The following is a 20,688-nucleotide window of genomic DNA, read 5'->3' as shown; positions in this document are numbered from 1 at the left end:
ATGACCTCTGCCACAGCGGAACGGACGGAGTCCACCGCCGCCACCGGGGCCCGCGTCGAATTCCGCGGCCTGCGCCGCGCGTTCGGCACGACCGTCGCCCTCGACGGCCTCGACCTGACCGTCGAACCGGGCGAACTCCTCGCGCTCCTCGGCCCGTCGGGCTGCGGCAAGACCACCGCCCTGCGGGTCCTCGCCGGCTTCGAACGCCCCGACTCCGGCGAAGTCCTCGTGGACGGCGCCGACATCACCCACGTCCCGGCCAACCGCCGCGACGCCGGCATGGTCTTCCAGTCGTACAGCCTCTTCCCCAACCTCACCGCCCGCGACAACGTCGCCTTCGGCCTCCGCGTCCGCAAGACCGGCGCCGCCGAGCGCCACGCCCGCGCCGCCGAACTCCTCGACCTCGTCGGCCTGCCGGAACACGGCGACCGCTACCCGCACCAGATGTCCGGCGGCCAGCAGCAGCGCGTGGCCCTCGCACGGGCCCTCGCCCTGCGCCCGCGCGTCCTGCTCCTGGACGAGCCCCTCTCCGCCCTCGACGCCAAGGTCCGGCTCAGCCTGCGCGAGGAGATCCGCCGGCTCCAGCTCTCCCTCGGCATCACCACGGTGTTCGTCACCCACGACCAGGAGGAGGCGCTGTCCATGGCGGACCGCGTCGCCGTCCTCAACGCGGGCCGACTGGAGCAGTGCGCGGCCCCGGCCGAGCTGTACCGCCGCCCCGCGACCGCCTTCGTCGCCGAGTTCGTCGGCACCATGAACCGCCTGCCGGGCCGCCTCACGGACTCCGGCCTCGTGGAGGCCGCGGGCAGCAGACTCCCCGTCGACGGAGACGTCCCCGGCACCCGCGACGTCGAGGTGCTCGTCCGCCCCGAGAACGTCACCGTGACCGCCGACACCGACGGCGAGGCCGTCATCGTCTCCACCTCCTTCTTCGGCTCCGTCACCCGCGTCCACCTCGACCACCGCGGTACGACGGTCAAGGCGGACCTCCCGTCACGCGACGCGGCCGACCTGACCCCGGGGACCCGTGCCACCGTCGGCCTCGCCCCGCACCCCGCCCTCGTCGTACCGAGGACGGAGCGGTGACGCGCGGTACCGGTGAGGAAGCGGTGAACGGACTCGCCGCGGTCCTCTTCGACATGGACGGCACCCTCGTCGACACCGAGGTCCTCTGGTGGCAGGCGACGGAGGAGGTCGCCGCCCGCCTCGGACACCGGCTCACGGACACCGACGCGCCCGAGGTCGTCGGCCGCGCCGTCGAGGACACCGCGGCCCACCTCGTACGAGCCACCGGCGCGCCCGACCCGGACGGCGTCGCGACGGCCCTGACCACCGCCTTCCAGAAGCGCATCGACGAGGGCGCGCCCATGCGCCCCGGAGCGGACCGGCTCCTCGCCGAACTGGAACAGGCAGGACTGCCGTTCGCGCTGGTCAGCGCCTCACCCCGCTCGGTGGTCGACTCGGTCGTCGGCGGCGCGCTCGCGCACGTCCCCTTCGCCCTCACCCTCTCCGCCGACGACACCGCACGCACCAAGCCGCACCCCGACCCGTACCGCACGGCCGCCCAGCGGCTCGGCGTGCCGACGGCGGCCTGCGTGGCCGTCGAGGACTCCCCGGACGGAGCCGCCTCGGCCGACGCCGCCGGCTGCACGGTCCTCGTGGTCCCCTCGATGCTGCCGGTGCCTCCGGGCCCGGACCGGGTCTTCGCGGACAGCCTGCAGCAGGTGTCCCTCGACGGCCTGCGCCGCCACGTCCGCGACAGAGCGGCCGCCCGGAGCTGAACAGCTTCCGCGCACGGCACGGGCCCGTCCCCTCAAGGGACGGGCCCGCGCTCCTTCCCCCCAGGTCAGCCGGCGACACGCGCGAACATCCCGGGCTCGTACGAGCCGCCCGGGTTGTGCACGATCACGTTCATGCGGGTGGCCGCGTTGATCAGGGAGACCAGGCAGACCAGGGCGCCGATCTGATCGTCGTCGTAGTGCTTGCGCACCGCGGCCCAGGTCCCGTCGGACACACCGTGGTCGCCCAGACGGGTGCCCTCCTCGGCGAGCGCCAGCGCGGCCCGCTCCGCCTCGGTGAACACCGTGCTGTGCCGCCAGGTCGCGACCAGGCTGAGCCGGACCGCGGACTCACCGGCGGCCGCGGCCTCCTTGGCGTGGGCGTCCACGCAGAAACCGCAGCCGTTGATCTGGCCGACCCGCAGCTGCACCAGCTCCCGCAGGGACGCCGACAGCGTCGACTCCTCCAGGGCCAGCGAGGTGGTGGCGAAGCGCTTGGCGACCTTGGCCGCGGTCGGGCTGTCGAACAGGTGGAAACGGGGTTCCATGACGTCGTCCTCACTCGTGGTGTCGATGGCCGTGCCGCACAGGGCGAACACAAGACGCCGACGCCCCCGATCCGTGTGACGGCCCCGCCGTGTGGTCTGAGTCACCGGCGGCGGATGTCACAGAACGACGGCGGCCGGCGTCGAGCGCCGGGAGACCACGCCGACCCGCTGAGGTACGGCCCCGAAACGCCCCGACTGTCCCCCCGCCCGTCTCCTTCCTATGCTGGAGGAAGGAGAGGTGAGGAGGGCCGCGATGGCCGCCGTCGCCGTGCACAGCGCCGTCCTGGGGGAGGGGCGCCCCACGCTTCCGTACGCGGAGGCCGGCCGTTCGGGGGGCGTACCGCTCGTCCTGGTGCACGGCTACCTGGACTCCTGGTGGACGTTCGAACCGATGCTGCGCCGCATGCCGGCCGGGCTGCACGCCTACGCTCCCACCCAGCGCGGCCACGGCGACGCCGACAAACCGGCCGAGGGCTACCTGCCGGAGGACTTCGCCGAGGACCTGGTCGCGTTCATGGACGGCGTGGGCATCGAACGCGCGGTACTGGTGGGCGGATCGAGCGGCGGGGTGTACGCCCGGATCGTCGCGGGCCGTCGGCCGGACCGGGTGGCGGGCCTCGTCCTGCTGGGCGTGCCGGCCACCCTCGCGGACAAGCCGAAGGCCGACGAATTCTGGGAAGCCGTCAGCGAGTTGAAGGACCCCGTGGATCCGGAGCTCGCGGCATCCTTCGTGGACGGCCTGACGGCAACCCCCCTGGGACGCGGCTTCCTGCAGACCCTCGCCGACGAGACCCTGAAGGCCCCGGCCCACGTCTGGCGCGAGACCCTGCGCGGCCTGCTCGAGACCGACCTCCGGGCCACCCTGTCGGGCATCCTCGTCCCCACCCTGGTCGTCTGGGGCGACAAGGACCCCATCCTGACCCGCGAGGACCAGCAGACCATCCTCGACACGATCCCCGACTCCCGGCTCCTCGTCTACGAGGGCGTGGGCCACGTCGCGTACTGGGAGGACCCGGACCGCGTACTCCGCGACCTGACCGAGTTCATGGCCGACCGCCTGTGAGGACGGGGCACTGGTCCGCGCCGGCCCGGGCGTTGGACGCCCGACCGCCGACCCGGCTGGGTTCCGGCGAATCCCGAATGACGCCCCTCACGGGTGACACCGCACGGCACCCGTTCGTGGGCGGCGGTTCCCGGCTAGCGTGGGACGGCATGACAGTACTGATCGTGGGCGGCAGCGGATACCTCGGCGCCGAAATCGCCCGCCAGGGGAGTTCCGCCGGCCGGGACACGGCCGCCACCTTCCACTCACGCCCGGGTGAGGCGCCAGGGGTGTCCTGGCATCGCCTGGATCTGCGCGACCCCACCAGCCTGCACTCGGTCCTGGACGCGGTGAAACCCCGTGCGGTCGTCAACGCGAGCAGCGGCGGGGCCGACTGGGCGGTCACTGCCGAGGGCGGCATGCACCTGGCCCGGGTCGCGGCGCGACGGGGCATCCGGCTGGTCCACGTCTCCAGCGACGCCGTGTTCTCAGGTCGGCGCGACCTGTACGACGAGACGTGCCTGCCGGACCCCGCCACCCCGTACGGAGCGGCGAAGGCGACGGCCGAGACCGCCGTACGGCTCCTGGGTACGGATGCGGTCGTCGCGCGGACCTCGCTGATCGTCGGTGACGGCCGCTCCGATCACGAGCGCCTGGTGCACGACCTGGTGGCAGGCCGGTGGCGCGGGGCCCTGTTCACCGACGACGTCCGCTGCCCCGTCCACGTACGCGACCTGGCCGCCGCGCTCTGGGAGATCACCACCTCCGACAGAACCGGCGTCTTCCACCTCGCCGGCCCGGACGCCGTCACCCGCCACGAACTCGGCATGCTCATCGCGCGGCGGGACGGCCTCGACGCCTCCCGGCTCGCCACCGGACGGCGCGCCGACACCGACCTGCCCGGAGGGCTCCGGATCGTGCTCGACAGCCGCGCGACCCAGAGCCGTCTGGCCACCCGGCTCCGGGGAGTCCGGGAGTTCCTCCAGCCCCGGGCCGCCGACGGGTGAATCGACCGGACGTCCCGTCAGACCTCCGGCAGGGACGGGTCCGGTGTCCACGGGGTGGGGGCGGTGAGGGACCAGCGTTCGTGGTCCCGCCAGTCGCCGTCGATGTAGAGGTAGGCCGGCGACACCCCTTCGAAGCGGAAGCCGAGGCGCTGGACCAGCGCCAGGGACGCCTTGTTGCCCGGCTGGATGCAGGCCTCCACCCGGTGGAGTCGCAGTTCGGTGAAGGCGTACTGGAGGGTGAGGGCGATCCCCTCGGTCATGTAGCCGGACCCCGCGGACGGGGCGAACGCGGCGTAGCCGATCGAAGCGCCCTGGTAGCGCCCCCGGATGATCGAGTTGATGTTGACCGTACCGGCCACCGCGCCGGTCTCCCGGACACGGATCAGGAAGCCCAGGTTGCTGCCGTCGTCGAAGCGGTGCATCCAGGCCCGGAAGTCCTCCGCCGTCGCGGGCAGCTGCATCCACGGATGGTGCAGCTCCGCGCTGGCCCGCACGAGCGCGCAGAACTCGTCCTGGTCGGAGAGGGTGAGCGGGTGGAGTTCGACCCGTGGCGTCGTCGTGAGCATGCGCCCACGTTAGAGCCTGTGCTACTCGGCGCCGTGGCCGCCCTTCTTCCAGAAGGTGCGGGAGAAGACCTTCTGCGCGTGCTTGTTCTGCTCCTGCCTCAAGGTGCTCCTGAACCCCGGCCGGACGCCGCCCCGACGTGTGAACAGCTCGGCGTCCTCGGTCAGTTCGGCGTGGGCGAGGGCGATCGCCAGCGACACCTGCTCCCGCACCGTCCAGGAGCCCGTCACCGCGTCGCCGATCCGTGCGATGACGCTCGCGGCGCGCGGCTGCGTGGGGTGGTCCAGGTGGTGGAGCTGCTTGAACAGCAGGACGAGCGCGCCCGTGTCGCGCCCGTCGACGCAACCGCGGCCCACCGCGTCGACCGCCGAGAAGAGCCGGGCGGCGGCCAGCGCGAGCAGGAGCGGCGCCATCTCCGGCCCGGCGGCGGCGCAGGCCCGGTCGTACAGGGCGGATTCCCGCATCACCGCCGCGTCGGACACGTCAAGGACCCGCAGGAACAGCCCCGCGTAGCCCGTGGGCCGCTGCGACAGGGTCTGCTGGAACACCACCTCGGCCAGCGACGGCAGCCCACCGCGGTCCAGGGACGTCAGCAGATAGGCGGCCCGCTCGGGGCTTCCCGACGCGGACACCATCTCCACCACCGCCTCGGCGCCCGGGTACGCCTCGTCCAGGGAGTGGAAGAGGACCCTCGTCGACTCGGCCGACCGACCCATGGCAGCCATCAACGCCTGCGAGGCCTGAGGGAAGAAGTCCGTGCTGTAGAGCGCGGCGATCATGGTGGCGACGTCGGCGGCCTGCCAGCGCTCCACCGCACGGTCCACGACCGTCGAGGCGGCCTCGCTGTACCCGGCCTGCACCAGGCACCTCACCAGGGGGAGCACATGCGACACGCCCCGCTCCTGCGTCGCGGTCAGGATCCGGTCGGCGTCCGCGCCCAACCCCCGCGCCCCGAAGCACTCGACGGTGTGGACGACGTCCCTGGCCGTCCCGCGGTCGGCCACCGCGTCGTGCAGCGCGAGCGCGTGCCGGTCGCGGCCCGCGTTGCGCAGGGCGATGGTGAGCTCCGCCAGCTCCTGGGCGTTCCGGTGGGCCGCGGCAAGCCCCAGGGCCGAGGCGGTCGCCCCCTCGACCTCGGTGCCGGCGGCCCACACCACGATCGCGACCACATCGGTGACCGTGCGGACGGCGAAGGCGGCCGCGAGAAGGCTCTCCGCCAGTTCCCCCAGCCGATCCCGGTGCAGACCGAGGCCGAGACCGACGATGTCGCACGGCGCGTGCAGCTCCACCGACGAGCGCAGCAGCGTCGCCACGCCGTCCTCGAAGCCCGCGCGGTGCAGCTCGGCGGCGAGCGCCGCCGTCTCGGCCACGGGCCGCGTCATCACCAGCGCCGGAACCGCCGTCTCCGCATGGGCGTGCAGGCCCGCCTGCCGTAAGCCCGAAAGGAGCGCCGCGACCTCCTCGACCCGACGGGAACGACTGGCCGACGAGACGAGCTCACGCGCGATCGCCTGCTGCGTACGGGCCTCCAGATCGCCGACGACCGCGACCAGTTCCGCGACGGAAGCGGTACGGTCCGCCGCCTCCAGCGCCGCCATCAACGACGACGCGCCCTCGCCCCGGGGCTCCAGCTCGGCCAGCGCGTCGAGTTCGACCTCCAGGCGATGGCACTGGTCCTCCGCGGCGATCAGCTCGGCCCTGGTGACGGCGAGCGCCTCCTGAAGGAACAGCACCTCCTGGCGCAGGTCGCCGCATTCGCTCCGCAGCTGCTCGTACTCGCCCTCCCACAGCGCCACATCCGCGCGATGGGCCGACTGCTGCTCGTCCAGCTTCAGCTCCAGGCTCGCGCAGCGCCTCAGCGAATCGGAGAGGCTGCGCTCCCGGTCGAGCAGGGCCTCCTCCAGGGCGCGCTGCCGGGTCCTGATCCGGCGGCTCTCCTCGTCGACGTCGGCGAGTTCGTCCTGGAGCTCCTGCATCTTGCCGCTGCGGCGGTTCGCCTTCAGGGCCGTCCGGTGGGTCTCCCGGAGCGCGGCCTCGGCCTGCGGCGTCAACGGGGCGGACAGTTCCCCGACGGTGCCGATCAGGTCGGCGACGAACTCCCACGGCGGGACCCGCTCGCCGTTGAGGTAGCGCGTCACGGAACTCGCGTCGAGGTGCCGGCGCGCGGCATAACGCCGCACGCTGATGCCCAGAGCACCGAACAGCGCGCGGAGATCCTCGGCCAGCGCCCGTCTCTCGGCGGGCACGCTGTCCTTGAGCGCCGCCAGCTGCGCGGGCTTGCGCTGCCGGCCGGGCCTCGCGTCGGTCGTCTCGAAGGTGCTGTCAGGCATGCCCGCAGTATCCGCCGTGCGCCAAGGGCGCGTCCTGTTGCGGGTGTTGCCACCTGAAGCGTCAACACGACGCTCGGCGGCCGGACTTCGCCGACGGCCGCGCTTCCGATGCCACCTCCAAGCGGCAACACCGCAGCTCCCCGTTCCGCCTCTCGGCCGGGCACCGTTGATCGCGACACACCACGGGCCGGGACCGTCGGTGGACGGCGACCCGGCGGACCCAGGAGGACGACCCATGAGCGGCACCGATGACGTCACACGCGAGCAGCCCCGTACACCCGTGTGGCGCCGTCTGCTCCTGCAAGCCGCGATCGGAGCGGCAGGCGCCGCCGGCTCCGCGGCCGTGACCTGGTTCGTGTACTGGCTCCAGCACCGCTAGGGCCTGTCCGGAAAGTCCCGCCTGGGCCGCGACGCCTGGCAGGCCCTGGCCGGCAGCACCGCCCTCCCGGGACCGCGGGGCCTCAGCCGAGCCCGGCCTGCTCGCCGACGTGGGCGCCCAGCCGCTCCGCGAGCGTGGTGAGGGCCGCCCCGAGGGGGAGCGCGATACGGGTGAGGGCGTGCCGGTCGCCGCGGGTCGGGTCCCGGTTGATGATCAGCACCGGGGTCCCGGCCTGCGCCGCCTGACGGACGAACCGCAGGCCCGACATCACCGTGAGTGAGGACCCGAGGACCAGCAGCGACGCGGCCTCGCCGACCAGCGTGCGGCAGTGCTCGACCCGCTGCGGCGGGACGGCCTCGCCGAAGAACACCACGTCGGGCTTGAGGATGCCGCCGCAGTTCACGCAGGGCAGGACGCGGAAGTCCGCGACCTGTTCGTCGGTGAGGTCGGCGTCACCGTCCGGATTGATTCCGGCCGCCACCGGCTCGAAGCCCGCGTTGGCCTCTTCCAGCCGCCGGGCGAGCTCGCGGCGCGGACTGTACGTGCCGCAGGACAGGCAGACGACCCGGGCCAGACTGCCGTGCAGCTCCACGACCTCTCCGCTGCCGGCGGCCTGGTGCAGGCCGTCGACGTTCTGCGTGATCACACCGGAGAGCAGGCCGCGGCGCGCGAAGGCGGCGACGGCTCGGTGCCCGGCATTCGGCCGGGCGCGCCCGAAGGTGCGCCAGCCGAGGTGGCTGCGCGCCCAGTACCGGCGGCGGGCCTGGGCGCTGCCGGTGAAGTCCTGGTAGGTCATCGGGGTGTGCCGGCTGAGGCTTCCGCCCTCGCCCCGGTAGTCGGGGATACCGGACTCCGTGGAGATCCCCGCGCCGCTGAGCACCAGCACACCACCGGCGCCCAGCGCCTCGGCGACCGGCCCCAGGTCCGTCGTACCCGGTGGCAGGTCCTCGTCGGGGATCCAGCTCAGAGTGGGGCGCATGCGCATGCCGCCAGGGTACGGAACAGCCACCCGGTCCGCGATTGCGACAGCGGCGTCACAGGCTGCGTAGATCGCTTGACCACGGCCTGGGGGGAGTGGGGAAGGTGGGGGCCGGAACGACGAGGGGGAAGTGCTGGTGTCCGAGACCTGCGTGATCTTCGATATCGGTGGCGTGCTGGAGCTCACGCCGGAGACGGGATGGGTGCAACGGTGGGAGGAGCGGCTGGCGCTGCCCGGTGGCACCGTGCACCAGCGGATGCGTGACGTCTGGCTGGCCGGCAGCGTCGGGAGCATCGGCGAACGCCATGTGCACGAACAGGTGGCGGCGCGTCTGGCGCTCGACGGTCCCCAGGTCGAGGAATTCATGGCCGATCTCTGGACGGAGTACCTCGGGACCCCGAACACCGAGCTCATCGACCATGTGCGAGAACTCCGCGGTCGCTGCCGGCTGGGCATCCTGAGCAACAGTTTCGTCGGCGCCCGTGAGCGGGAGACGGCGCTGTACCGCTTCGACGAACTGGTCGAGCGGATCGTCTACTCGCACGAGATCGGCATCGAGAAGCCCGACCGGCGCGCCTTCGAGGCAGCGTGCACCAGCCTGGACGTGCGGCCGGAGAACTGTCTCTTCATCGACGATGTCGCGGTCAACGTGGAGGCGGCCCGGGCGGCGGGCATGCAGGCCCATCTGTTCGAGGACAACGCCCGGACCATCTCACGCATCGCAGCGCATCTCGGCGCCGAATGACGAATCCTCGCCGAACAGCATTCCTCAGACCATGAGGAGAAGCCGCGTCCGGGAGACCAGCTTCCGATTCACGCTAGTGCTCTGTACGAAGATGGTGAATTCGTCGTTCTGGTCCGGCTTGACGCGCGTCTCCACGTCCGGAAGGCCGAGCAGAGCGCGGGCCTGAGGCCCCGTGTACACCCGGTCCGTCTTCTTCTCCAGTACCGCGATCTGCTTCCGCGCCTGAATCTTCTCCGGCTTGCTCAGCTGGTAATAGGCACAACCCGTGCGATAGGTGTGCCCGGATTCGACGACCCATTCCCGGATCGCCGCGTCACGGGCCACCGGAATCAGCTCGTACGCCGACGGATCCGCCGGGGTGAGACCGGCCGCCTCGATGGTGTCCTTGTTGACCGCGTCCGCACCCGTGGAGAACACGGCCCGCGATCCGCGGATTCCCTTGGTACGTCCCACCATGAACTTCTCGGTGGCCTCCTGGATGACCTGACCGGCCTCCTCCAGACCCTGTGTGCTCGTCGCGTCCCAGACGGCGATGTTCTCCTTCGGGAAGCCGCAGTTCATGGCCTCGCGCTTGCTCATCTGGTCCGGTACGAGGACGGCGAGGGTCCAGTTGTCCTCCTGGCCCTGGATCATCTCGGCGACGGCGTCCACCAGTTGACGCGCATTCCGGACGGGGGCGTCGGGGCAGCGGTGACTGGCGTTCTCCTGGCCGTCCGTCAGAAGGAACGTCAGGAAGCTGTGGTCGCCGTACAGCTGCGCCGTCTGCGCCAGTTCCCGCTGCGATTTCAGCGCGGCCGCGAGAAGGGCCGTCATTCCACCGACCCGGTACAGCTGCTTCAGCGACGGCATCCGCAGCACGTCCTTGTCGTAGATGACGCACTCCACCTTGTCCGCGAAGACGTACACCGTGACGCGCGTTTCCTGGTCGAGTTCCCTGGAGCGGCGGGCCAGATAGGCGATCTGCTGATCGGCGACTTCCACGACCTTGCCACTCAGATGCGACATGGACGAACTGGCGTCCAGCACAAGGGCGACGTGATTGATGTAGTTCTGCTTTCCGGACAAGACAGGTTCCCCCTCATTCCGTCGTGATGGTTCTACCTTCTCATCCACCACTGACAATCGACCTCGGGCGCCGAGGCGGGGGAATGGAGCCGCAGGTGCCGTCGGTCATTCGGGACGGCTGAAGCGGTGCGCGGCCCACGACAGGGCGAGGATGCCGCCCGCCAGGAGGAGGACCGCTTCGAGGAGGAGGGGCGGTGGCCCGCCGGCCCACTCGACGCCGGCGGCGGCCGCCCGGTCCGGCACCCGGAGGGCGATCGTGCGGCGGAGGAGGTCGACCGCGTACGCGAGGGGGTTGGCGTCGGACAGCGCGCGCACCCACCCGGGCAGCGCCGTGAGCGGGAAGAAGCCGCCCGAGAGGAACAGCAGCGGCATCATCACCAGGCCGAGCAGCGTGTGGAACGTCTCGGCCCTGCGCAGGCCCACGGCCAGCGCGAGTGCCAGCGCGGTGATGGTGAACGACGCCAGGATCATCCCGGCGAGCAGCAGCACCAGGAGCACGGGGTCGTACGGCAGGCCTGCCACGCCCGCCAGGCCCAGCAGGACGGCACCCTGCACGGTGGCCGTCAGAGTGCCGCCGGCGCAGCTTCCCAGGAGCAGGGTGGAGCGGTGCACCGGCGCCATCAGGAGCTCCCGCAGGTAGCCGCTCTCCCGGTCGGTGATCAGACGGATCCCGACCATGATCGCGGGCGTCTGCACGGTCATCATCAGCATGCCGGGGAAGAGGTACGTCTGGTAGCCGACGCCCAGGGAGGACCGGGGGATGAGGGCGGCCAGTCCGCCTCCGAGGAGGAAGAGGTAGAGCACGGGGTGGAGCAGCATCAGCGCCGTGTGGGCGCGCTGGCCGGCAAGACGCAGCAGATCGCGGTGGATCAGGGCGTGCACCGCGCGCAGTTCGTGCCGCAGGCGGGTGCCCCGCTCGGCGGCAGGCGTCACCGGAGACGTCCGGGTGAGGGTGGTCATCGGCCGCCTCCGGTCTCCGCCGTGGCCTCGGCCACGGGGGTGGCGGCCGGCCGAACGGGTCGGGTGGCGTCCATGCTGCGCCCGGTGTGGTGGAAGAAGACGTCGTCGAGCGTGGGCGGCGTCGCCGAAGCGGCGTGCACCGCGATGCCGTCGGCCTCAAGGGCAGCGCACAGGCGGGGGATCCAGCCGCTGCCGCCCGGAAGCCGCAGGCGGACGCCGTCGGCGTCCACGGTGACGGCACGGTCGGGCGGCGCGATCCGGTGCACGACCCGCCGCGCCGCCCGGTCGTCGCCCGTGCGCAGGACGACCCGGTCGTCCCCGATCGCGGACTTGAGCGCGTGAGGAGCGCCCTGTGCCACCAGCCGGCCGCGGTCGATGATGGCGAGGCGATCGCAGTTCTCCGCCTCCTCCAGGTAGTGGGTGGTGACGAAGAGGGTGCTGCCGTGCCTTTCGCGCAGGGCAGACAGGTGCTCCCAGACCTGGGTCCGGGCGTGCGGGTCGAGCCCGGTGGTCGGCTCGTCCAGGAACAGCACTGCGGGGGTGTGCAGCAGCTGGCGGGCGATCTCCAGGCGGCGCCGCATGCCTCCGGACAGGGTCCGTACGGGGGAGCGGCGCCGGTCGGCGAGACCCGCGGTCTCGAGTACCTCGGCGGTACGGCCGCGGGCGTCGCGGCGAGACAGACCGTAGAGGCGCGCGTGGATGTGGAGGTTCTGTTCGGCCGTCAGGTCCGGGTCCACGGCGCTGTGCTGGAAGAGCATGCCGACCCGGCGCCGTACCTCCTGAGGCTGGGTGAGGACGTCGGCGCCGGCCACCGTGGCGTGACCGGAGGTGGGACGGGCGAGCGCGCACAGCATGGCGATGGTGGTGGACTTCCCGGCGCCGTTGGGGCCGAGGAAGGCGAACGTCTCGCCTTGCGTCACGTCCAGGTCCAGGCCGCGTACCGCGTGCGTGGGCGTACCCTCCGGTCCCGGATAGCTCTTGACCAGACCGCGCGTGCTGATGGCGTACGGGGGCCCGGGCGGGGGCGGTGGGATGTGCGGACGCGGGGGCGCGGCCGTCCTGAGGGCCGCCGGGGCGAGCCCGTCATCACCGGCGTGTCGCTGCATGGGGTCTGGTCCTCGTCTCCGCGTTCGCCGCATCGGCGGCCGCAGGTGCGTGCCGCTCTTCCCTTGGTGCTCCGGCCGGCGGGTGCCCGGGACAGCCGCCGGCCGGATGGTGCCGGCTGTCCTACGCGCAGCTGACTCCGATGCAGACCGTGTTGAGGAGGGTCAGCAGGCCGACGCACTCACACGTCGCGGCGAACGGCGCTCCGTCGACACCGACGGGGTCGGTCTCCGGAAGGGCGTGCAGACGGGCCAGCAGTTCGAGGTCCTGGTTCTCCATGGGATTGTCCTTCTTTCTCTGTGATGGCGGCAGCACTGCTCTGCCGCTCGACCCGGCGTCCGGTCGAGCCGGCGCCGGGAGTCTGGGGGAGGGGGAGGGGTGGTGCTCAACCCGCCGGCTCGACCATCCAGTGGCGGGGGCTCGTACGGCGGACCCGCAGGAGGAAGGCGAGGATCCCGGCAGACCCGTCGCTCCAGCTGGTCGAGACGTCCCCGTATTCGTTGGGGAACACCACCTGTTCCCGACGGTGTGCTCTTTCGGCCAGCAGGAGTCCGGCCAGGTCCTCGGCCATGTCCTGGTAGACCGACTCTCCCGTGGCGTCCGCCACGTCGAGGAGGAAGTCGCCGTTGCCCGCGAGCCCGTGGCACTGCGTGAGCGCGGCACGCGAGGCGCGTTCCGTGACGGCACGGGTGCCGCGGCGGGCGAGCTCGCCGAACCTCTCGTCCCCGGTGGCCCGCCACAGCCGGACGAGGAAGGTCCCGATGCCGGCCGCGCCGTGGCACCAGTACGGGGCCGTGGGCAAGTCACCGGTCTGAGCGGGCCACTGGGCCGCCTCCCCGATGGATACGGCGGTGGCCAGCAGGTCCTCGCCGATCTCCACGGCCAGTTCGCGGTGAGCGGGGCGCCGGGACAGGTCCGCGGCGGCGAGGAGGAAGCAGCCGATGCCGGCCGTCCCGTGCGCGAAGCCCAGGTAGCGTTTGCCGCCCTCCGGGAAATCGGCCTCTCCGGGCACCGCCCAGCCCACCCCCGTCGCCTCGCGCGTGACGGCGGCGGCCAGCCGGTCGGCCGCGTCGACGGCCAGTTCGGCGAACCGCGTGTCCCCGGTGCGCTGCCACAGGTGGAGGGCGGCGAGTCCGCTGCCCGCGGTGCCGTGCGTGATGTCGTGATGGGGCGTCACCTGTTGCGGTGCGAGCGCCAGGGCCAGTGCGTGGTCGATGAGGCGGCGGTCGTCGACGGCGTGCCCGGCGTCGTACAGCGCCCAGGCCGTGCCGCGGCCGCCGAAGTGCAGGCCGGGGCGGAGGGAACGGAGGTCGGTGCGATCCGCGATCCAGTGGCCCGCGGTGGAGAGCAGCTCCGGCAGGCGCGGGTCGCCGGTGAGTTCGAAGTACCGGGTCAGTACGGCCAGGACACCGGCGGCGCCCTGCTGCACGGTGCAGGGGTCGCTCTCCCCGGCCAGGGTCGACACGGGCCACAGCCGCCGCTCGTCCTCGGGCGTCATCGAGTCGACGAGGTGGTTCACGAGCCCGGCGACCACGTCCTCGTGCACCGTGCCGCCTCGCGCCTCGCCGCCCGCGCCGACACGGGGCGCCGACCGTACGACACCGCCTTGCGGCGCCGTGTCCGCCGGCCTCAGGGCCTCGCGGGCCGTGGCCGGATCCCATCGCTGGGCGGGATCGTCACGCATCAGCCGGAGGATCATCTCCACGACCCGGTCCGGGAGTTGAAGCGGACCGGTGCAGGCCGTCAGCCAGGCGGCGAGCCTCTCCTCCGGAGACCTGTCGCCGGGCTCCTCGGGCAGGAGATGGGGAACCTTCCCGGCCAGGACGAAGCAGACGGTGGCCCCGAGACTGTAGTAGTCGGCCGTCGGGGAGACGGGCGCGTCGGCCAGCCGCTCGGGGGCGCTGAACCCGGGCGTCCCCACACGGGTCGGCAGCGCCGTCTCGTCCTCCAGGACGGCGAGCTCCAGGTCGATGAGGCGCAGTTCGCCGTCCGGTCGCACCATGACATTGCCCGGTGTGAAGTCCCGCAGGACCAGTCCACGGGCGTGCGCCTCCGCCACCAGGTCCACGAGCCGCGCGACCTGCGCGAGCGCGTCGGCGCGGTAGCCCTCGCCTCCCACGTCGCGGAAGTGCTCGGCCACCCAGGTGCGCAGGGTCACGCCCGGCACCTCGTCCTGGGCCAGGAACAGATGCCCGCCGTGCTCGAACAACGCCACGGCCTCCGGGGCGAGCCCCGTGCCCCTGAGCTTCTCCAGCGTCCTGGCCTCGGCGCGCAGCCAGTCCCGTACATCACTGCCGGAGGCATCGCCCTCCACGTGCGGCCGGGCCTCCTTGATCACCACGCCCGCGCCCGTACGGGCATCGCTGCCCCGGTACACACCGCCCTTGTTCGTCTGCCGGATCGCCTCCCGCACCGCGAAGCGGCCACCGAGCACCACCGGACGGTTCTTCGCGTCCCCGCTACGCGGCGCCACCGGCACCACGGCGGGGAACGGACACTCGGCCCAGGGCGGTGCGGAGTACTGGCCGGTGCGCCGGTCCTCCACGGGATTGCCGTCGGGGTCCTCGATGAACCACACCAGCAGACCGTCGTCGGAGAGACGCCGCCGGCCGACGAACGACCCGTAGCGGTAGTGCACCAGGCTGCGCACGGCGTACGGCTGGTCGGACAGGATCCGGGGGCCGGCAAGGCCCGCCGTCGCGCCGTGCAGCTCCTGGGCGAGCGAGGCCGCCTCCGCGTCCGACCGCGGGTAGACGGTGATGAACTTGCCCGAGCTTCCGCGGGGCGTCGCACGGGAGTTGAGGGCACTGACCTGCTCCAGGGACCGGGCGAACTTGAACCCCGACCTCTCCCGCAGCAGCACGCCCAGGGCCCTGGTGAGGACCGCCGGCGCGGAGGCGGCCGTGGCCGAGAGGTGCAGCTTCCACCCCTGTGCGCGCCGCGTCCCGGCGACGGGCGCGACCCGGCACCACATCTCGTCCGCCTCGACCGCCCAGCGCGCACCCGTACCCGTGGCGTCCAGTGCTCGGCGGAGGAGGTCTTCCAGCTCGACTTCGGTAGCGTGGCTCGTCATTGCGTGTCCCTCTCAACGGTGAGAACCGCTGACGGGAAGGTGCCCGACGGCATGAACGGACCAACACGCAGGTACCTGGATTCACTTCATCCAGCGAGCGCGCGACGTGGTAGCCCCGCCAAGAGGCGCGCCCGGCGCAGCGAGCGGCGCACGTTTGCGACGCCGTGGGCGGCGGTGACCAGCTACGTCTCCACCAGCTCGTCCGCACCGGCGGCGAGACCCGAGAGGCTCCGCAGAGCCCGGGCCGTGCCGGAGCCCGGTTCGACGTTGTAGACGCACAGGGTCTGTTCGGTGTCACCGGGGACCTGGAAGGACTCGTAGGAGAAGTGCAGCTCACCGGCGGTCGGGTGGTGGTAGTGCTTGGCGCCGTGGGTGCGGCGCAGCACCCGGTGGTCGTTCCACCACCTCGTGAACTCCGAGGACTTCACGGTGAGCTCGCCGATCAGGTCGGCGAGCCGACGGTCCTGAGCGTTGCGGCCCGCTTCTAGACGGAGCATGGCGACGGTCTCGGCGGCGATGCGCTCCCAGTCGCCGACGCGTGCCCGGGCCTCGGGGTCGAGCAGGTAGTAGCGGGCGAGGTTGCGGTGGGGCGCGGGCAGCGCGTCGAAGTCGGTGAGGACCTCGCGGGCGAGCCGGTTGGAGGCCAGGACGTCCGTCCGCCGGCCCAGGATGAACGCGGGCACGTGGTCGAGCGTCTGCAGCATCAGATACAGGCCGGGCCGCACCCGCTGGGGCCCGGCCGGGGCGCGCCGGACCGGTGCGGGCCGGGACAGGAGATCGGTGAGGTGCTCCCGCTCGGACGGGTCGAGACGCAGGGCGCCGGCGAGGGCCTCGACGACTTCGGGGGAGGGGTTCTGGGCCCGCCCCTGTTCGAGGCGCGTGTAGTACTCCGTACTGACTCCGGCGAGTCGGGCGACCTCGTCGCGGCGCAGGCCGGGCACGCGGCGTACCCGGTGGTCCTCGGGCAGGCCGGCCCGGTCGGGGGTCAGCCGGGAACGGCGGGTGCGGAGGAAATCGGCGAGTTCGCGGCCACGGTCATCCATGCCCCCAGTGTGACGGGCGCGCGCGGGCCGCACGCCGGTGGCGGGTGGTACTGCCGGTACCTGCCTCCGGCGGGTGGTACTGCCGGTACCTGTCTCGGGGATACCTGCCTGGTCAGGGCATCTTCCGGCGTCCCGGAGGGTGCCTCGGGGTGGTGTTCTTGTCCGGGGGCCGACGGCGAGAGGCCGAGGCCCCGAACCCCTTCACCTCACCCACCCCGAAAGGCGTGTCCCATGACCACGCGTACCCCGCACACCTTCGTCCGCCCCCTCTCCGGCCGCGTCGCGGTCGTCACCGGCGCCTCCAGCGGCATCGGTGAGGCGACGGCCGAGCACCTCGCCGCGCTGGGAGCCCGGGTCGTCGTCCTGGCGCGACGCGCGGACCGACTGGAAGAGCTCGTCGCCCGGATCGAGAAGGACGGCGGCCACGCCACGGCTCTGGCGGTCGATGTGACCGACGCCGCGGCCGTGCGCGCGGCCGCGGAGCGGGTGGCGTCCGCATGCGGCGGCGCCGACCTGCTGTTCAACAACGCGGGCGTGATGCTGCCGGCCCCCGTCGAGGAACTGGCCACCGAGCAGTGGCAGCGCCAGATCGACCTCAACATCACCGGCCTGATGAACGTGATCGGCGCGTTCACCCCGCAGCTGGTCGCGGCGGCCGCGGAGCGGGGCGTCGCGGATCTGGTCAACACCTCGTCGATCGCGGCGCAGAACATCTTCCCGAACTTCGCGGTCTACTCCGCGACGAAGGCGTACGTCACCCACCTCTCCCGGCACCTGAGGGCCGAGCTGGGCGCGAAGAACGTCCGGGTCTCGGCGATCGAGCCGGGCATCGTCGGCACCGAGCTGCAGAGCCACGTCACCGACGAGGGCGCCCTCGCCTGGCTGGAGGACTCCAAGGCGACCATGGAGTGGCTCACACCCGAGGACGTCGCGCAGACCGTCGGCTTCGTCGCGAGCCTCCCGGCTCGGGCCAACCTCCAGCAGGTCACCATCATGCCCACGGCCCAGGCCGGCTGACACGCACGGGAGAAGGAGCGGGTCCGGGGGCGTAGCCTGCCCCCGGACCCTGTGGATGCCGCTCACATCACACGCCGGCACGCTTGAGGACCCGGGTCATTCGTCATTGCGTCGCGTCCTGCCTTTGGACCACCGCCGATCGAGCTCGGCGGACGAGATTCGAACTGGCATTTCGACGCACCAGGGCCCGGCCGATCCGGCGATGAGCGGCGCATGCTGAGTCTGGAGCTCTCGGCGTGGTGCGGTGGGTGTGACGGGTTCCTCGGGGTGTTGCGGGTGTGAGGTGTGGGGCGGGTGGGCATTGAATGATCGTTCTAGTGGGCAGTGTTCGTTCTGTGGGGGAAGCCTTGAGCGTGTGCGTGATCGGTGCGGGGCTGTCGGGGCTGGCGGCCGCACACGCTCTGGCGGTCAAGAAGATCGACTTCGTCTGTCTCGAGCGGGCGGTCGATGTCGGCGGGATCTGGCGGCAACCGGGGGCCGGTGAGGCCGGGCCCGGGTACAAGTCGCTGCATCTGAACACCGCGAAGCAGCTCACGGGGTACACCGAGTTCCCGATGCCCGACGCGTACCCCCTCTATCCGCGGCACAGCGAGGTCGCGGCCTATCTGCGGTCCTTCGCCGAATGGGCGGGGGTGGTGGACCGCATCGAATTCGGCGTCGAGGTCGTGTCGGTGCGGCAGGAGGGCGACGACGCGTCGTGGACGGTCGTCAGCCGAGGGGCGGACGGGACGCTGGAGTCGCGGCGGTTCGCTCATGTCGTCGTCGCCTCGGGGCACAACACGGTGCCGACGCTGCCGAAGCCCGCGCCGCCCGGTTCCGACGGGTTCGCCGGCAGGATTCTGCATTCCGTCGACTACCAGGACGGATCCGACTTCGCCGGGCAGCGCGTCGTCGTCGTGGGCCTCGGCGCTTCGGCGGTGGACATCGCCACGGACCTCTCCCGGCATGCCGCCCGCACCGTGCTCTCGGTGCGTCGGGGACTGCACATCGTCCCCAAACAGCTCTACGGAATGTCGGTCGACGAGATGGCCGAGGTGCCGTGGTTCACCGCCATGTCCCTGCCCGAGCAGGTCGACTTCGCCGAGAACGCCCTGCGGATCGCGCGGGGCAGACTGTCCGACTACGGCCTGCCCGAGCCGGACCACCCGCTCTTCTCCTCCCCCGTGACCATCTCGGACGAGATCCTCAGCCGCATACGCCACGGCGCGGTGCATCCCAGGCCCGGGATCGCCCACCTCGACGGCAGGCGGGTGGTCTTCACCGACGGGACTTCGGAGGAGGCCGACGCGATCGTCTACTGCACCGGCTACGGGATGGACTTCCCGTTCCTGCCCGAGGGGTGTCCGGCCGGGCCGGGTGGTTCGGTCGAGCTGTACCGGCGGGTCGTCGCTCCCGGCTGGCCCGGGCTGTACTTCGTCGGCCTGGTCCGTCCGATGGGCGCGATCACGCGGCTCGTGGAGGGCCAGACGCACTGGGTCGCGCGCATCATCGGCGGCGAGGTCGTCCTGCCGGACGCGGATGCGATGCGCGAGGAGATCGACGCGTACCTGAGGGGCATCGCCGAGCGTTACGGCACGGCGGAGGGCGGCTCCTCCATCCAGGTCGACGTCGGTCCCTACCTCGAGGAGATGCGAGGACTCCAGACCGTCTGAAGGCCCGGCCAAGCTCCGTGACCTGCCCCGACGATGAAGCTCCGGTGGTTCTTTGCCGAGAGCTCCGTCGTCGGGGACCGCCAACCATGCACGAGCTCGTCAGACCTCCGCCGCTGAGCGGTGCCGCAGTTTCGTCGGTGGTCTGACGGCGTAGGCCTCCGACGAGAGGTATGCGGTCACCCGGGGCGGGTGGCCCTGCTGGTGGACGAGCGCGAGGTAGGCGATGAGGCCCACTCCGTCCTTCGGTCGCCTCGTGGTGAGGGCGGGCAGTGACCGGACCAGCGGGGCAGGATCCATCCCGTGGCTCCGCAGGATGTCCACCGCCCGGTCGAGGACCTCTTTGTCGTCGCGGGCGTAGTCGCGAACCGGGATGTGGAGGGTGAAGCCGCTGGGGCGGCCGGTCTCCCTCTCGGTGAAGGAGTGGCAGGACAGGCCGGGCCGCCGGTCCAGATCGTCGGTGGCGGCGGCGGCCCGGAAGAACTCCTGGATCTCCGCCGGTCCCGGGCCGGAGCCCGTACGGGACAGGTTGCCCGCCTCAGTGGCCGACAGGTCGAGGTGCCGGGTGTAGACCTTCACCCGCGGCGTCTCCCAGTGGCCCAGGTCCAAGGCGAGGAAGGGATGGCCGTCGGCCTTCGGCAGCGCCGCGTAGGCCTTTTTGTGCCCGAGTCGGCGCAGGGCCTTGCGTACGGTCTTGGCGGAACGTTTCGCCCCTGATGCGGCCGGATTCAGGTACACCTTGACCTTGGGCACGCCGCCGGGCAGCAGTTCCAGAGCGATCCACAGCGCCAGCGGACCCTTCGGCCGGTCCGGGAAGAACAAGTCCTCGATCTCATCGAGCCGCTCGGTGGAGAAGTCCCAGCGCCGGCCCATCGCGCGGACGACGTCCAGACCGATCCGGCCGTTCTCCGCCCGGGTGTCCGCACCGCAGCCCGGCTCCACCAGCACACGCAGCGCCGGGGCCCGGCCGGGGCTGAAGGAGAGCGAGTACTCGACGGGGGTGTGGTCGTCCGAGAGGAAGGTCCGCGTCGGGGGCGGCAGGGCCAGCGACCGCTCGGCGGCCGGGCCCAGCGCCTCGACCAGGGTGTGCGCATACGTCTCCGTGTCGGCCGGAGACAGCCCCGAGACGTCGCAGAGGCCCACCAACTGGGCCCGGGTGAGGGCGCCGAGCGTGCCGGACCGCAGATCCGGGAGGATGTCGGGCGGCGAGCCGGTCACCGGCACCCCACCAGAAATCCGGGTACGCATGAAGATACCCGCCGACGAGGGCGGGTATCCCGGTGCGCACCGACCCAGGGCGGTGGCTCTGCCATAGCGGTGTCGGTGGATATGTGGTCCACGACATCTCCTCTACCTCATACGCAACATTGGTGCCGCGTCGATCACTACCCCTGAGATCGAATAG

Annotated in this window: 19 protein-coding genes; 8 read left to right on the top strand and 11 right to left on the bottom strand. The window is 71.9% G+C overall.

Going from position 1 to position 20,688, the window contains the following annotated elements; translation table 11 throughout:
* Together AB5J54_RS02655 and AB5J54_RS02650 are read left to right on the top strand one after the other, a co-directional pair.
* Positions 1-1,086 (top strand): ABC transporter ATP-binding protein, encoded by a 1,086-nt coding sequence (locus tag AB5J54_RS02655; RefSeq protein WP_369142222.1) that lies wholly within the window; start codon positions 1-3, stop codon positions 1,084-1,086.
* Positions 1,083-1,781, top strand: a complete 699-nt coding sequence (locus AB5J54_RS02650) for an HAD family hydrolase (RefSeq protein WP_369142221.1) — start codon at positions 1,083-1,085, stop codon at positions 1,779-1,781. Before AB5J54_RS02655 ends, AB5J54_RS02650 begins: the two co-directional genes overlap by 4 nt.
* A 65-nt stretch (positions 1,782-1,846) precedes the next feature.
* Here AB5J54_RS02650 and AB5J54_RS02645 read toward each other — a convergent pair whose 3' ends face one another.
* Positions 1,847-2,326, bottom strand: coding sequence for a carboxymuconolactone decarboxylase family protein (locus AB5J54_RS02645; protein WP_369142220.1), 480 nt, complete (start codon positions 2,324-2,326; stop codon positions 1,847-1,849).
* Between the two features lie 253 nt (positions 2,327-2,579).
* Here AB5J54_RS02645 and AB5J54_RS02640 point away from each other — a divergent pair, with 253 nt between their 5' ends.
* Positions 2,580-3,389, top strand: coding sequence for an alpha/beta fold hydrolase (locus AB5J54_RS02640; RefSeq protein ID WP_369142219.1), 810 nt, complete (start codon positions 2,580-2,582; stop codon positions 3,387-3,389).
* Positions 3,390-3,538: 149 nt separating this feature from the next.
* Complete coding sequence (locus tag AB5J54_RS02635) at positions 3,539-4,375, top strand: NAD(P)-dependent oxidoreductase (RefSeq protein WP_369142218.1); 837 nt, start codon at positions 3,539-3,541, stop codon at positions 4,373-4,375.
* Between the two features lie 17 nt (positions 4,376-4,392).
* Here AB5J54_RS02635 and AB5J54_RS02630 read toward each other — a convergent pair whose 3' ends face one another.
* Both AB5J54_RS02630 and AB5J54_RS02625 read right to left on the bottom strand, forming a co-directional pair.
* On the bottom strand, positions 4,393-4,941 hold the full coding sequence (locus AB5J54_RS02630; RefSeq protein WP_369142217.1) for a GNAT family N-acetyltransferase: 549 nt from the start codon (positions 4,939-4,941) through the stop codon (positions 4,393-4,395).
* A 21-nt stretch (positions 4,942-4,962) separates the two neighbouring features.
* Complete coding sequence (locus AB5J54_RS02625) at positions 4,963-7,269, bottom strand: hypothetical protein (RefSeq protein WP_369142216.1); 2,307 nt, start codon at positions 7,267-7,269, stop codon at positions 4,963-4,965.
* Between the two features lie 235 nt (positions 7,270-7,504).
* Between AB5J54_RS02625 and AB5J54_RS02620 the strand changes: the two genes are divergently transcribed.
* Positions 7,505-7,648, top strand: coding sequence for a hypothetical protein (locus tag AB5J54_RS02620; RefSeq protein ID WP_369142215.1), 144 nt, complete (start codon positions 7,505-7,507; stop codon positions 7,646-7,648).
* 82 nt (positions 7,649-7,730) lie between these two features.
* On the opposite strand, the gene AB5J54_RS02615 is transcribed toward AB5J54_RS02620, so the two are convergent.
* Complete coding sequence (locus AB5J54_RS02615) at positions 7,731-8,633, bottom strand: NAD-dependent protein deacetylase (RefSeq protein ID WP_369142214.1); 903 nt, start codon at positions 8,631-8,633, stop codon at positions 7,731-7,733.
* Between the two features lie 130 nt (positions 8,634-8,763).
* Here AB5J54_RS02615 and AB5J54_RS02610 point away from each other — a divergent pair, with 130 nt between their 5' ends.
* Positions 8,764-9,372, top strand: a complete 609-nt coding sequence (locus AB5J54_RS02610) for an HAD family hydrolase (protein ID WP_369149194.1) — start codon at positions 8,764-8,766, stop codon at positions 9,370-9,372.
* A gap of 24 nt (positions 9,373-9,396) precedes the next feature.
* Here AB5J54_RS02610 and AB5J54_RS02605 read toward each other — a convergent pair whose 3' ends face one another.
* The 6 genes from AB5J54_RS02605 to AB5J54_RS02580 all read right to left on the bottom strand — a co-directional run bounded on the left by AB5J54_RS02605 (position 9,397) and on the right by AB5J54_RS02580 (position 16,617).
* Positions 9,397-10,437, bottom strand: a complete 1,041-nt coding sequence (locus AB5J54_RS02605; RefSeq protein ID WP_369142213.1) for a vWA domain-containing protein — start codon at positions 10,435-10,437, stop codon at positions 9,397-9,399.
* A gap of 105 nt (positions 10,438-10,542) precedes the next feature.
* Positions 10,543-11,397, bottom strand: coding sequence for an ABC transporter permease (locus AB5J54_RS02600; protein ID WP_369142212.1), 855 nt, complete (start codon positions 11,395-11,397; stop codon positions 10,543-10,545).
* A complete protein-coding gene (locus AB5J54_RS02595) occupies positions 11,394-12,503 on the bottom strand; it encodes an ATP-binding cassette domain-containing protein (protein ID WP_369142211.1) in 1,110 nt (369 codons plus the stop codon). The genes AB5J54_RS02600 and AB5J54_RS02595 overlap by 4 nt, the downstream gene beginning before the upstream one ends.
* Before the next feature lie 121 nt (positions 12,504-12,624).
* Complete coding sequence (locus AB5J54_RS02590) at positions 12,625-12,780, bottom strand: VenA family class IV lanthipeptide (RefSeq protein ID WP_167352188.1); 156 nt, start codon at positions 12,778-12,780, stop codon at positions 12,625-12,627.
* Positions 12,781-12,886: 106 nt separating this feature from the next.
* A complete protein-coding gene (gene lanL, locus AB5J54_RS02585; protein WP_369142210.1) occupies positions 12,887-15,574 on the bottom strand; it encodes a class IV lanthionine synthetase LanL in 2,688 nt (895 codons plus the stop codon).
* A gap of 182 nt (positions 15,575-15,756) precedes the next feature.
* A complete protein-coding gene (locus AB5J54_RS02580; protein ID WP_369142209.1) occupies positions 15,757-16,617 on the bottom strand; it encodes a helix-turn-helix transcriptional regulator in 861 nt (286 codons plus the stop codon).
* A gap of 231 nt (positions 16,618-16,848) precedes the next feature.
* On the opposite strand from AB5J54_RS02580, the gene AB5J54_RS02575 reads away from it, so the two are divergent.
* Positions 16,849-17,634: an SDR family oxidoreductase gene (locus tag AB5J54_RS02575; protein ID WP_369142208.1), complete on the top strand. Its 786-nt coding sequence runs from the start codon at positions 16,849-16,851 to the stop codon at positions 17,632-17,634.
* A gap of 347 nt (positions 17,635-17,981) precedes the next feature.
* A complete protein-coding gene (locus AB5J54_RS02570) occupies positions 17,982-19,286 on the top strand; it encodes a flavin-containing monooxygenase (RefSeq protein WP_369142206.1) in 1,305 nt (434 codons plus the stop codon).
* Positions 19,287-19,385: 99 nt separating this feature from the next.
* Here AB5J54_RS02570 and AB5J54_RS02565 read toward each other — a convergent pair whose 3' ends face one another.
* Positions 19,386-20,531, bottom strand: coding sequence for a tryptophan dimethylallyltransferase family protein (locus tag AB5J54_RS02565; protein ID WP_369142205.1), 1,146 nt, complete (start codon positions 20,529-20,531; stop codon positions 19,386-19,388).
* Between the last annotated feature and the right edge of the window lie 157 nt (positions 20,532-20,688).

The organism is Streptomyces sp. R44, assembly GCF_041053105.1.
Lineage (GTDB): Bacteria > Actinomycetota > Actinomycetes > Streptomycetales > Streptomycetaceae > Streptomyces.
The sequence above is the reverse complement of the archived record's forward strand: the minus strand, read 5'-3'. Positions and strand labels throughout refer to the sequence as shown.

Coding starts and splice junctions, on each gene's coding strand:
- AB5J54_RS02655 (WP_369142222.1), top strand. CDS start 1: ATGACCTCTGCCACAGCGGAACGGACGGAGTCCACCGCCGCCACCGGG.
- AB5J54_RS02645 (WP_369142220.1), bottom strand. CDS start 2,326: ATGGAACCCCGTTTCCACCTGTTCGACAGCCCGACCGCGGCCAAGGTC.
- AB5J54_RS02640 (WP_369142219.1), top strand. CDS start 2,580: ATGGCCGCCGTCGCCGTGCACAGCGCCGTCCTGGGGGAGGGGCGCCCC.
- AB5J54_RS02635 (WP_369142218.1), top strand. CDS start 3,539: ATGACAGTACTGATCGTGGGCGGCAGCGGATACCTCGGCGCCGAAATC.
- AB5J54_RS02630 (WP_369142217.1), bottom strand. CDS start 4,941: ATGCTCACGACGACGCCACGGGTCGAACTCCACCCGCTCACCCTCTCC.
- AB5J54_RS02625 (WP_369142216.1), bottom strand. CDS start 7,269: ATGCCTGACAGCACCTTCGAGACGACCGACGCGAGGCCCGGCCGGCAG.
- AB5J54_RS02620 (WP_369142215.1), top strand. CDS start 7,505: ATGAGCGGCACCGATGACGTCACACGCGAGCAGCCCCGTACACCCGTG.
- AB5J54_RS02615 (WP_369142214.1), bottom strand. CDS start 8,633: ATGCGCATGCGCCCCACTCTGAGCTGGATCCCCGACGAGGACCTGCCA.
- AB5J54_RS02600 (WP_369142212.1), bottom strand. CDS start 11,397: ATGACCACCCTCACCCGGACGTCTCCGGTGACGCCTGCCGCCGAGCGG.
- AB5J54_RS02595 (WP_369142211.1), bottom strand. CDS start 12,503: ATGCAGCGACACGCCGGTGATGACGGGCTCGCCCCGGCGGCCCTCAGG.
- AB5J54_RS02590 (WP_167352188.1), bottom strand. CDS start 12,780: ATGGAGAACCAGGACCTCGAACTGCTGGCCCGTCTGCACGCCCTTCCG.
- lanL (WP_369142210.1), bottom strand. CDS start 15,574: ATGACGAGCCACGCTACCGAAGTCGAGCTGGAAGACCTCCTCCGCCGA.
- AB5J54_RS02580 (WP_369142209.1), bottom strand. CDS start 16,617: ATGGATGACCGTGGCCGCGAACTCGCCGATTTCCTCCGCACCCGCCGT.
- AB5J54_RS02575 (WP_369142208.1), top strand. CDS start 16,849: ATGACCACGCGTACCCCGCACACCTTCGTCCGCCCCCTCTCCGGCCGC.
- AB5J54_RS02565 (WP_369142205.1), bottom strand. CDS start 20,531: ATGCGTACCCGGATTTCTGGTGGGGTGCCGGTGACCGGCTCGCCGCCC.